The organism is Pseudomonas folii, from assembly GCF_014357575.1.
GTDB classification, from domain to species: domain Bacteria; phylum Pseudomonadota; class Gammaproteobacteria; order Pseudomonadales; family Pseudomonadaceae; genus Aquipseudomonas; species Aquipseudomonas folii.
On record NZ_JACONW010000159.1, the window covers coordinates 1 to 11646 of the forward strand.

General features: G+C 59.6%; 12 protein-coding genes. 10 read left to right on the forward strand and 2 right to left on the reverse strand.

The window, feature by feature from the left end:
• Positions 1 to 91 precede the first annotated feature (91 nt).
• The 6 genes from hemC to rsd all read left to right on the forward strand — a co-directional run bounded on the left by hemC (position 92) and on the right by rsd (position 5656).
• On the forward strand, positions 92 to 1033 hold the full coding sequence (hemC, locus tag H8S59_RS22905; protein WP_187522899.1) for a hydroxymethylbilane synthase: 942 nt from the start codon (positions 92 to 94) through the stop codon (positions 1031 to 1033).
• Positions 1030 to 1806 (forward strand): uroporphyrinogen-III synthase, encoded by a 777-nt coding sequence (locus tag H8S59_RS22910; protein WP_187522900.1) that lies wholly within the window; start codon positions 1030 to 1032, stop codon positions 1804 to 1806. Before hemC ends, H8S59_RS22910 begins: the two co-directional genes overlap by 4 nt.
• 49 nt (positions 1807 to 1855) lie before the next feature.
• On the forward strand, positions 1856 to 2998 hold the full coding sequence (locus tag H8S59_RS22915) for a uroporphyrinogen-III C-methyltransferase (protein WP_095093219.1): 1143 nt from the start codon (positions 1856 to 1858) through the stop codon (positions 2996 to 2998).
• Positions 2995 to 4239, forward strand: coding sequence for a heme biosynthesis HemY N-terminal domain-containing protein (locus H8S59_RS22920; protein ID WP_187522901.1), 1245 nt, complete (start codon positions 2995 to 2997; stop codon positions 4237 to 4239). The genes H8S59_RS22915 and H8S59_RS22920 overlap by 4 nt, the downstream gene beginning before the upstream one ends.
• 231 nt (positions 4240 to 4470) lie before the next feature.
• Entirely contained in the window at positions 4471 to 5001 is a 531-nt protein-coding gene (locus tag H8S59_RS22925; RefSeq protein WP_187522902.1) for a disulfide bond formation protein B, read from the forward strand.
• Positions 5002 to 5182: 181 nt separating this feature from the next.
• On the forward strand, positions 5183 to 5656 hold the full coding sequence (gene rsd / locus H8S59_RS22930; protein WP_095093222.1) for a sigma D regulator: 474 nt from the start codon (positions 5183 to 5185) through the stop codon (positions 5654 to 5656).
• Between the two features lie 182 nt (positions 5657 to 5838).
• Here the strand turns inward: rsd and H8S59_RS22935 are convergent, their stop codons facing one another.
• The gene (locus H8S59_RS22935; protein ID WP_095093223.1) at positions 5839 to 6516 is read right to left on the reverse strand and encodes an FKBP-type peptidyl-prolyl cis-trans isomerase; all 678 of its coding nucleotides are present in this window, start codon (positions 6514 to 6516) and stop codon (positions 5839 to 5841) included.
• Positions 6517 to 6733: 217 nt separating this feature from the next.
• On the opposite strand from H8S59_RS22935, the gene H8S59_RS22940 reads away from it, so the two are divergent.
• Positions 6734 to 7882: an AlgP family protein gene (locus H8S59_RS22940; RefSeq protein WP_187522903.1), complete on the forward strand. Its 1149-nt coding sequence runs from the start codon at positions 6734 to 6736 to the stop codon at positions 7880 to 7882.
• Here the strand turns inward: H8S59_RS22940 and H8S59_RS22945 are convergent.
• Positions 7879 to 8343, reverse strand: a complete 465-nt coding sequence (locus H8S59_RS22945) for a TIGR02444 family protein (protein ID WP_187522904.1) — start codon at positions 8341 to 8343, stop codon at positions 7879 to 7881. The two genes, H8S59_RS22940 and H8S59_RS22945, sit on opposite strands and share 4 nt — an antisense overlap.
• A gap of 46 nt (positions 8344 to 8389) precedes the next feature.
• On the opposite strand from H8S59_RS22945, the gene H8S59_RS22950 reads away from it, so the two are divergent.
• The 3 genes from H8S59_RS22950 (at position 8390) to H8S59_RS22960 (ending at position 11615) form a co-directional block, all read left to right on the forward strand.
• Positions 8390 to 10300 (forward strand): ATP-binding cassette domain-containing protein, encoded by a 1911-nt coding sequence (locus H8S59_RS22950; protein WP_187522905.1) that lies wholly within the window; start codon positions 8390 to 8392, stop codon positions 10298 to 10300.
• A gap of 16 nt (positions 10301 to 10316) precedes the next feature.
• A complete protein-coding gene (locus H8S59_RS22955) occupies positions 10317 to 10904 on the forward strand; it encodes a mechanosensitive ion channel family protein (protein ID WP_095093226.1) in 588 nt (195 codons plus the stop codon).
• Between the two features lie 84 nt (positions 10905 to 10988).
• A complete protein-coding gene (locus H8S59_RS22960) occupies positions 10989 to 11615 on the forward strand; it encodes a LysE family transporter (RefSeq protein WP_095093227.1) in 627 nt (208 codons plus the stop codon).
• The last annotated feature ends 31 nt before the right edge of the window (positions 11616 to 11646 follow it).

The window sequence follows — 11646 nt, forward strand, 5'->3', positions numbered from 1 at the left end:
ATCATGTTCCGCACAGGTGCGACCACGCGGCACTGAGCCGTTTTTCCTGAACTGTTATCATCCGTCGCAACTACCCTGTACGGATTGATCCATGTCCTCTCGCGAAATCCGCATTGCCACCCGCAAAAGTGCGTTGGCCCTCTGGCAAGCCGAATACGTCAAAGCCCGTCTGGAGCAGGCTCATCCGGGGCTGATCGTGACCCTGGTGCCAATGGTCAGCCGTGGCGACAAGTTGCTCGATTCGCCGCTGTCGAAAATCGGCGGCAAAGGGCTTTTCGTCAAGGAACTGGAAACCGCTCTGCTGGAAGATCGTGCGGACATCGCGGTGCATTCCATGAAAGATGTACCAATGGATTTCCCGCAAGGTCTTGGGCTGTTTTGTATCTGTGAGCGCGAAGACCCCCGCGACGCCTTCGTCTCCAACCACTTTGCCAGCCTTGAGGCTTTGCCTGCGGGCAGCATTGTCGGTACTTCCAGCTTGCGTCGTCAGGCCCAATTACTGGCGCGTCGTCCTGACCTGAAAATTCACTTTCTGCGCGGCAACGTCAACACCCGACTGGCCAAGCTCGATGCGGGTGAATACGACGCGATCATCCTGGCCGCGGCGGGTTTGATTCGCCTCGGGTTCGAAGACCGGATCACCGCCAGCATCAGTGTCGACGACAGCCTGCCAGCCGGTGGCCAGGGTGCAGTGGGTATCGAATGCCGAAGCATCGATGCTGAAATCCACGCCTTGCTCGCGCCGTTGCATCACGACGCCACGGCGATCCGGGTGGTCGCCGAGCGATCGCTGAACAAGCACCTCAATGGCGGCTGCCAAGTGCCCATCGCGTGCTACGCCGTGCTCGAAGGTGAGCAGATCTGGTTGCGCGGTCTGGTGGGCGATCCGTCAGGTGCATTGTTGCTGCGTGCCGAAGCGCGCGCGCCACAGGCTGATGCTCAAGCGCTGGGCGTTCAGGTTGCTGACGCGCTGCTGGAGCAAGGCGCAGAAGCCATCCTCAAGGCCGTCTACGGCGTGGCGGAACGAGAATGAGTGGCTGGCGGCTGCTGCTGACTCGCCCGGCAGATGAGTCTGCCGCGCTGGCACAGACTCTGGCGGATGCCGGAGTGTTCAGCAGCAGCCTGCCATTGCTCGACATCGAGCCGCTGCCGCCCAGCCCCGAGCAGCACTCGCTGGTTCAGGATCTGGACCTCTACAGCGCAGTGATTGTGGTCAGCAAACCCGCTGCGCGGCTGGGCTTGAAACTGGTTGCGCAACTCTGGCCGCAGACCCCTATCCTGCCCTGGTTCAGCGTTGGCGCAGGCACTGCGCAAATTCTTCAGGACTATGGTCTGGATGTCAGCTGGCCCGAGAGCGGCGATGACAGTGAAGCGTTGCTGGATCTGCCCCGGCTGCAACAATCCATCGCCATACCCGGCTCGCGCGTGTTAATCATGCGCGGTGAAGGTGGCCGGGAGTTGCTCGCCGAGCGGTTGCGCGGCCTTGGCGCCAGTGTTGATTATCTGCAACTCTACACGCGTAACCTGCCCTATTATCCATCGTCGACGCTGGCCGAGCGTGTCCAGGCGGAACGCTTGAACGCGGTAGTGGTCAGCAGTGGGCAGGGTTTTGAACACTTGCGTCAGTTGGCGGGCGATGCCTGGCCTGAACTGTCGCGTTTAACTATATTCGTGCCGAGCCTACGTGTTGCCGACATGGCGCGCGAAGCCGGAGCCCGAACAGTTCTGAATTGCCGCGGCGCCAGCGCTGCGGCTTTGCTGGCAGCGTTACAGGAACACCCTGTGCCTGCCCTTCAGGCGTATTGATCGACGTGCTCTCTTTTACCGATTACGCCCAAATGCAAAGGATGGATACGTGAGCGAAACAGCCTTGCCTAAAGATGATTCCGAATCTGTGCTGACACCACCGACACCCGACCCATTGCGCCCTGAGCGTCCGGCCGGACGCAGCAACGGGCTGGTGGTGCTGGCCTTGTTGTTTGGCGTTGCTGGCATCGCCGTCGCTGGTTGGGGGGTATGGCAACTGCGCGCTGTGCAGGCCAGCCATCAACTGCAGCGCACTCAAATGCAGGATATCGCCGCGCAAACCCTGACTTTGCAAACCGGCGAAAAACAGCTCTCTGAGCGGCTGGCACAGTTGCCTCCTGCCGATGAGCTGGAAGAGCGTCGTCGTCTGGTTGCGCAGTTGCAGGGCGATCAGCAGCGCTTGAGCCAGCGACTGGAAACCGTACTGGGTGCCAGCCGCAAGGACTGGCGTCTTGCCGAGGCCGAGCATTTGCTGCGCCTGGCGAGCTTGCGCCTCTCCGCCTTGCAGGACATCAACAGCGCTCAGGCATTGGTGCAGGGCGCTGACGAGATTCTTCGCGAGCAGGATGATCCAGGTTCCTTTGCCGCCCGTGATCAACTGGCGAAAAGCCTGGCGTCGCTGCGCAGCATCGATCAACCGGACCGTACTGGCCTGTTCCTGCAGCTCGCAGCATTGCGCGATCAAGTCGCGCAGCTCAATGAGCTGGCCCCGGAATACAAGGACAAGGGCGAGTCGCTGCTGGGTCTGACCGATGCCAAAAGCGAAGACAGTCATCTGGTGCAGTGGTGGAATGAGATCTCCCACTACATTCGTATCGATTTCAACGCCGACAAGAACATCCGCCCGCTACTGGCCGGGCAAAGCCTCACGCAAGTTCGCCTCGCGCTGAGCCTTGCGCTTGAGCAGGCGCAGTGGGCAGCCCTGAATGGACAGCCACAAGTGTTTGAACACGCTCTGGCCGAAGCGAAAGAGGTGCTGCGCACCAACTTCAATCAGGACGACGCCCAGAGCAAAATGCTCTCCGCGCGTCTGGACGACCTTTCCAAACAGCCGGTTTCGGTGATGACGCCTGACCTTGCGCAGAGCCTCAGCGCTGTTCAGGCCTATCTTGAGCGGCGTCATGCCTCGGCCGATGCGCCGGGAGCCGTCAATAGCCAACCCGCTGAAACCCGGCAGGGGACGAGCCCATGAAACGCGCCTATGTGCTGTTGTTCATCGCGATCGCCGTAGCTGCGGCGATTGGTGTGGCCATTGCCGAGCATTCCGGCTACGTCCTGATCGCCTATAAAAACTTTCGCTATGAGTCCAGCCTGTGGGCCACGTTAGGCCTGCTGTTTGCCATCTGGCTGGTGCTGGTCGTGGTGCGTCTGCTGGTCCGGCTGCTCACGACGTCCGGTTCAGTCGCCAACCCATGGTCGCGGCGCAACCGCAGCCGACGCGTACAGGTTGCGATTGAGCAGGGGCAAATGGATCTGGTCGAAGGCCGCTGGGCCAGCGCACAGCGTCATCTGCATCGTGCCGCCGAGTCAGAGCCGCAGCCGTTGCTGTATTACCTTGGGGCGGCTCGTGCTGCCAATGAACAAGGCCGTTACGACGAAAGCGACAGCTTGCTGGAACGTGCCCTTGAGCGTCAGCCTCAAGCTGAACTGGCGATTGCGTTGAGCCACGCCCAGTTGCAACAGGACCGTGGTGACAGCGATGGCGCTCTGGTGACATTGCAGGCCATGAACGAACGCCATCCACACAATGCGCAAATCCTGCGTCAGTTGCAGCGTCTCTATCGCGCACGTGGTGAATGGTCTGCGCTGATCAAGCTTATGCCTGAGCTGCGTAAAGACAAGGTTCTGCCGCCGCAGGAACTGGCGGAACTGGAGAAGCGTGCCTGGGGTGAAAACCTCACGTTGGCGGCTTACCGCGAGCAGGATGAAGATGGTAGCTCCGCGGGCTTGCCTGGGCTCGATAGCGCCTGGAAAGGTTTGACCTCGGCGCAGCGTCAGGAGCCGCAACTCGTGCTGGCCTACGCAGAGCAACTGCGCCGCCTGGGTGCAGACGCACAGGCCGAAGAGGCGCTGCGTGCTGCGCTCAAACGTGAATACAACAGTCACCTCGCTCGTCTTTACGGTCTGGTGCGGGGCAGCGATCCTGCACGTCAGCTTCAAACCGCAGAAGGTTGGCTGAAAAATCATCCTGATGATCCGAGCCTGCTGCTGACCCTGGGCCGACTGTGCTTGCAAAGCAGTTTGTGGGGCAAGGCGCGGGACTACCTCGAAACCAGCCTTCGTTTGCAACGCAACCCGGAAACCTGCGCGGAGCTGGCCCGTTTGCTGGGCCAGTTGGGCGAGACCGAGCGCAGCAACCAGCTGTTCCAGGAAGGCTTGGGCTTGCTTGACGAGCGACTGCTGGCACGACCGCTTCCGGCATTGGCGAGCTGATCGGGCGGCCAGGATATCTGGCCGTCCGACGGGTGTTTTTGGTCGTTTGTGTAGGAAGAGTCCATAGCTTTTGCTGCTTGTAGGTAATTTCCTTCAAGAAACAGTCCCGAAGCAGTCATCAATCGTCCGCAAATGCCCACTTAAACAGGGACGTATCCTTACGCCGGTGCCTTGAAAGGGGTGAGCGCTTTCACTACCGTAACTGCCTTCGTCTCTGGTTACGGATTTGCCATGCAACTGGCTCGCACGCGCTCCCTGTTTTTTCTGGTGTTTATTGCCTGTGCAATGATCGTCGGCTCTGTTGTTTACCTGCAGTGCGTTGTAGCCGGGCTTTCACCTTGCGTGCTTTGCTTGTGGCAACGTGCCGTGTTTGTGGTCAGTGGTCTCTTGGCATTAGTTGCCACCTTTCATGCGCCAGGCCGGGGAGGATGCCGGGCTTACAGTGCCGTCATTCTGCTGTTTACCTTGTCGGGTGCGGCAATAGCAGGGGGTCAAGTCTGGCTGCAGACGGCAACCGTCGACCAGACCATCGAAGTGATTGCGCATGTCGAACGGCTGCTGGATAGGCTCTCGCTGTATTCGCATATCGACAGGTTGCGCAGCGATGCCACGTTTTGTGCGGAAATTTCCTGGTCGTTGTTTGGCATCAGCCTCCCTGAGTGGAGTCTGCTGGCTTTCGTGGGCCTTGCGCTGGTCATGCTGTACGCACTGTTCAACGCTTCGGTCAGAACTCCAAGTGCCGAAAGTCGGGCCGGGGATTAAACACTTGTATGAACTTTCTCTCCTGCGTACCTTGATGGGCTGGTCGTGCGGGCATAATCTGGCCCGCAAGCGTAATTGGATATATGCATCATCTGTTGCCCTCAAAACCTGTGTCGTCGACGCCGACGAGATCAAAACCAGGCCAGCGCAGACTGCATGCCCCTGAAGGGAAGTGATCATCATGTTGGAAAGCTGTCAGAACGCACAGGAACGCTGGGGCGGGGTCAATAAGCTGATTGATCGCTGGCTGCAGGATCGCCTTGAACTGATCCGCGTCTACGATGCCCTCGGTGACACACCCGAAGCCCTGGCGGCGGATCGTGAAGGCCTGCAGAAATTCTGTGAAGTACTGGTCGATTATGTTTCGGCCGGGCATTTCGAAATCTATGAGCAACTCAACAGCGAAGCCAAGGCGTTCAATGATGAACGTGGTCTTGAGCTGGCAGATACCATCTACCCGCGTTTGAAAGTCATCACCGAGTCCGCGCTGGCTTTCAATGACCGCTGCGACAACGGTGACTGCTCTGATTGCACTGTCGTTGCTGCGGAATTCAACAAACTGGGCAGCTTGTTGCATGAGCGCTTCGAGCTGGAGGATTGCCTCATCGAGGTGCTCCACAACTCTCACAAGGAAGAAGCGGCCGCTCAAGCCTGATGATTTCTGTGTGAATAAAAAAGGGGTGCCAATGGGCACCCCTTTTTCGTTTCTGCGGATTGGCTTGAGAATTCCGGGCTCCGACGTGGGACCGGCTTTAGCCGGGAAGAGGCCGTGTCAGTCACTGCATCTTCATCGTCTGGAATGCCACCTTCCCGGCTAAAGCCGGTCCCACGTTGCTCCTACTGCGACACCCCAACCAACTCGATTTCAAATACCAGGGGCGTAAACGGGTCGATCAAGTCGCCTGCACCTTCTGCGCCGTAGGCTTCTGCCGAAGGGATGACCAGGCGCCATTTGGCACCGACTGGCATATTTTGCAGGGCAGTCGTCCAGCCACTGATTACGCTGTCGAGGCGAAACCACTGTGGCTGGGCGCTCTGATCGAAGACTGTGCCATCTGGCAGACGTCCGACGTAGCGAACCTGAACCCGGCCATCAACGCTTGGCTTCGGGCCTTTGCCAGCGACCAGCTCGGTCATCAATATGCCGTCTGCCAACTCGGTGACACCGGGTTTGGCTTTTTCGCTGGCCATGAATTTCTGTTCGCCTTCCATCGCAGCTTCGCTGAGCGGCTCGACGTTGCCTGATGCTTCGGCTTCAGCCACGGCGGCGTCATGTTCGCGCAGGATCTGCTCGATGCGCTCCTTCTTCAGCGCCAGAGGTTTGCCTTGGTAAGACTGCTGCAAACCTTCAATCAGGGAAGGCAAATCAAGGTCTGGCACTTCCTGATGCAAGCGCTCGCCCAGGCTTGCGCCAAGGCTGTAAGCGAGATCGTGTGCCTCGCTGGAAGGTGCGGCTTGCACAGCCTGAACCACCGGCAACAACAAGAACAACGACGTTAACAGGTAGCGCGACATGAATGCTCTCCGGCCTGGGAAGGCAGCGATTATGCCAGTGCAATGGCCTGTGTGTGATGAGTGTTTGAAGATGAATTTCGCACTGCATTGGCAGTGACTGCAACAAGCATTTATCCGGGTATGCAACAGGGAGCGTTTCATGCTGTCAAGATGCCCTAGCGGCGCTGCGGGCAGAGGTCTAGTATGGGCCGCAAATCAGTCAGCCTGGAGGTAAGTCATGTCGGCCAAAAACAAGCCAGTAAATACTCCGTTGCATTTGCTACAACAGCTGTCGAGCAGCCTGCTCGAACACCTCGAAGACGCCTGCTCCCAAGCGCTGGCTGATGCGGAAAAACTGCTCGCCAAGCTTGAAAAACAACGTGGCAAAGCGCAGGAAAAACTGCACAAATCGCGTACCAAATTGCAAGACGCAGCCACCGCTGGCAAAGCCAAGGCCCAAGGCAAGGCCAAGTCTGCCGTGGCTGAGCTGGAAGAGTTGCTGGACGCGTTGAAAGAGCGTCAGAGCGAAACCCGCGGCTACATTCTGCAGCTCAAACGCGACGCCCAGGAAAGCCTGAAACTGGCTCAAGGCGTTGGCCGAGTCAAGGAAGCCGTCAGCAAAGCGCTGGATAGCCGTGCAGCTAAACCGGCTCCTGCCAAAGCAGCACCGGCCAAAGCGGTCGCTGCAAAAGCCAAAGCACCTGCGACTAAAACCGTTGCTGCAAAAGCACCCGCTAAAACTGCGGCCAAGGCTCCAGCCAAAACGCCTGCCAAAGTAGCGGCCGCCAAGCCAGTCGCGAAGACGGTGGCCAAGGCTGTTCCCGCTAAAACAACGCCAGCCAAAGCAGCAGTAAAACCTGCCGCCAAGGCACCGGCTGCCGCAGCAAAACCAGCGAGCAAGCCAGCCATTAAAACGGCAGCCAAAGCCCCTGCGAAAACGACGACTGCAAAGCCAGCGTCAGCCGCTAAAGCCCCGGCCAAAACTGCAGCTGCAAAACCTGCCGCAGCGAAAGCGCCAGCCAAGCCTGCCGCGGCAAAACCCGCTGCGAAGCCTGCCGTTAAAGCGCCTGCTGCCAGCGCAGCCAAGCCAGCGGCTAAAACCGTTGCCGCCAAGCCTGCTGTGAAAGCCCCGGCCAAGGCTCCAGCCAAAGCAGCTGCCAAGCCCGTCGCTAAACCCGCTGTCGCCAAGCCAGCAGCAGCGAAACCAGCAGTAAAGCCAGCCGCTAAACCTGCTGCTGCCAAACCAGCCGCTGCGAAGCCGGCAACACCTGCAGCGCCTGCTGCGACTCCAGTGCCTGCTGCGACTCCAGTGCCTGCTGCGGCACCCGCTGCGCCAGCGACACCTGCGCCGTCGGCATCCAACAGCAGCACTCCGAGCGCCTCCTAAGGCCGGTCCATCGCGACGCGCAGCGCTTGCAGCGCGTCGTGATTTTGCCCGGCGGCTTCGCCCGCTAGGCAAATCAACCAATCCCCCTCTTCTACGGTTTCCTGTGCTGACCACTTCAGTGTGTGTGCTTCCAGCCTCGTCAGCAGTTCTCGTTCCGCCTCCAGCTCAAGCGTTTTGACTTGCTCGCGTAGCACGCTCAAGGGTGTGTCGTGCTGAGCGCTATTGCGCCACTGCGTGCGTAATTCCCGTAGCGGGCGCACCACGTTGTCATGCCAGGGCGTGGCCAACTGTCCGATTTCCAGCGCGCGTTCGGTGGTGCAAACGACACCGCGCCGGGTCAGCCATACGCCGCACAACAGCAGGCAAACATTGGCGCCGCTGGCCTGCAGGCTCAGACAAGCCTGTTCGACACCCGGCCGGGCGTACAAATCGAAGGTGAAACTCCAAAGGTCTGAAGGCATAGTGCGCTACCTGTTTGAGACGAAGCTGGTAGACTCCGCCGCCATTATGATTCGACTTCAAAGCCTTACCTTACAGCGTGGCCCGCAACGTCTGCTAGAAGACGCCGAGCTGACCCTGCACGCCGGTCAGAAAGCCGGCCTGATCGGTGCCAATGGCGCCGGTAAATCCAGCCTGTTCGCTTTGCTTCGGGGTGAACTGACCCCCGATGCCGGTGACTGTCTGCTACCTGCCGACTGGCGTATCGCACATATGCGCCAAGAGGTGGACACCCTTGAGCGCATCGCTGTGGACTATGTCCTTGATGGCGACCTGCGCTTGCGCGAGGTGCAACGTTTGCTGGGCGAAGCGGAAGCGGCTCAGGACGGCGCAGCCCAGGCACGCATGCACTCGGAACTCGACAGCGCCGATGGCTATACCGCCGATGCACGGGCCCGCAAGCTGCTGGCCGGGCTGGGTTTTACCAACGAACAGATGGAAAAGCCGGTCGGTGACTTTTCAGGTGGCTGGCGGATGCGTCTGAATCTGGCGCAAGCCTTGATGTGCCCTTCGGATCTGTTGTTGCTCGACGAACCGACCAACCACTTGGATCTCGACGCGATCCTGTGGCTGGAGGACTGGCTGAAAAGCTATCCCGGCACATTGCTGCTGATCTCCCACGACAGGGATTTTCTGGACGCTGTGGTTGATCATGTCGCCCACGTCGATCAGCGCAAAATAACCCTCTATCGCGGCGGCTACAGCGCTTTCGAGCGCGCCCGTGCAGAACGTATGGCCCAGCAGCAACAGGCCTATGAGAAGCAGCAGGCGCAGCGCGCGCACATGGAAAAATTCATCACGCGCTTCAAGGCTCAGGCCACCAAAGCCAAGCAGGCCCAGAGCCGGATCAAGGCTCTGGAGCGGATGGAAGAACTCTCCGCCGCGCATGTGGATTCGCCTTTCGACTTCACCTTCCGTGAGTCCAGCAAGATTTCCAGCCCGCTGCTGGACCTGTCCGATGCGCGCTTGGGTTATGGCGACAGAGCGGTACTGGAGAAGGTCAAACTGCAATTGACCCCAGGCGCCCGCATCGGCTTGCTCGGCCCGAATGGCGCGGGTAAATCGACCCTGATCAAAAACCTTGCGGGTGAACTCGAACCCTTGAGCGGCCACATGGCGCGGGGCGAGAACACGGTAGTGGGTTACTTTGCCCAGCACCAGCTGGACTCACTGGATGCCAAGGCCAGCCCAATGCTGCACCTGCAGCGTATCGCGCCGACAGAGCGCGAGCAGACGTTGCGTGACTTCCTCGGTGGCTTCGACTTCCGCGGCGGGCGTCTCGATGAACCGGTGCTGAACTTCTCGGGCGGTGAAAAAGCGCGCCTGGCCCTGGCGTTGATCGCGTGGGACCGGCCGAACCTGTTGCTGCTCGATGAACCGACCAACCACCTGGATCTGGAGATGCGCCTGGCGTTGACCATGGCCCTTCAGGAATTCAGTGGTGCGGTATTGGTGGTCTCTCACGACCGGCATCTGCTCAAAAGTACAACCGATGATTTCCTGCTGGTCGCTGACGGCCGTGTTCAGGAGTTCGACGGCGACCTTGAAGATTACGCGCGCTGGCTGGCTGATTACCGGCTGCGTAATGCACCGGTCAGCAACACGCCCATCAACGTCGACAAGACCGATAAAAAGGCCCAGCGCCAGCAAGCGGCTGCGCTGCGTCAGCAGTTGGCTCCGCACAAGAAACTGGCCGACAAGCTGGAGCGCGACCTCGGTACTTTGCACGAGCGGCTTGCCAAAGTTGAAGCGGAACTGGGCGACAGCGCCAACTACGAAGCGGCCAACAAAGACAAACTGCGTGATTTGCTGGCCGAACAGGCGAAGCTCAAAGTGAGCGAAGGCGAGCTCGAAGAGTCGTGGATGGAAGCTCTGGAGTTGCTGGAGTCCATGCAGGCTGAACTGGAAGCACTTTCGTGAACAAGGCGAGGGATTGATGGAAGCATTTGGATCGCTGGTTCCGCCACACTGGGTGGAGCCGATCTGGCTGGGGTTGCAGATCCTGTTGATCCTGGTGGCCGGCTACATGGCGCAACGGCTTGTGGGGCGTTTTCTGACTCGTCTCGGCGAGCGCTATCCGTTGCCGCCCGAACTGCTGCTGCCGCTGCGCGGCGGTTTGCGCTGGTTCATCATGGGCAGTGCGTTCGTGATTGTGCTGGGCCAGCTCGGGGTTTCTGCCACCGTACTGTGGACCGCACTTTCAGGCTTCGTGGCGGTGGCTGCCGTAGCTTTCTTCGCCATGTGGAGCGTGCTGTCCAACCTGCTCTGCGCGGTATTGATCTATACCATCGGGCCGTTTCGAATTGGCGATGTGGTCGAGTTGGTCGATACGCTCGACAAGCCGGGCGTCAAAGGCCGCGTGCTGGAAATCAACCTGATGTTCACCACGCTGATCGAGCCTGCGGAGGCCGGTGGCGCACTGGTGCAGGTCCCCAATAGCCAGTTTTTCCAGAAGTCGGTGCGCCGCTGGCGCGGTTCGGACGGCTTCCCGACTATCGCAGTCGACAAAACGCCGGAAAATTAATTTCGCGGCACCCCCTGCTGAACCTAGTCAACTGCCCGAGAAGCTAATAGCTTATCGGGCATTGGTGTTTGTCCGAGGTGTGTAATGTCTTTCGATACATGGCTGGCTTTCTTTGCTGCTTGTTGGGTGATCAGTCTTTCGCCGGGTGCGGGCGCGATTGCGTCGATGTCCAGCGGCTTGCGTTATGGCTTCTGGCGCGGCTACTGGAACGCACTGGGCCTGCAAATCGCATTGGCTGCACAGATTGCGATTGTCGCGGCTGGTCTTGGCGCTGTGCTCGCTGCCTCGGACATGGCCTTCACATTGATCAAATGGTTTGGTGTGGCGTATCTGGTGTATCTGGGCATCAAGCAATGGCGGGCACTGCCTGCCGATCTGTCCGAAGACTCGACCGTTCGGCCTGTGGGTAAACCCATGGCGTTGGTCGTCCGCGGATTTCTGGTGAACATCAGCAACCCGAAGGCGCTGGTGTTCATGCTCGCAATCCTGCCGCAGTTCATCGACCCGAATGCACCGTTGCTCGCTCAGTACCTGACGATCGGGGCGACCATGGTGACCGTGGACATGATTGTCATGGCGGGCTACACCGGGCTGGCCTCGAAGGTATTGCGCGCACTCAAGACCCCAAAACAGCAACGCCGCATGAACCGTACCTTTGCCGGTCTGTTCGTGGGCGCGGCTGGTTTCCTGGCGACTTTGCACAGGGCGTAATCTCGTGGGAGCCGCCCCGTCGCGCGGCAAG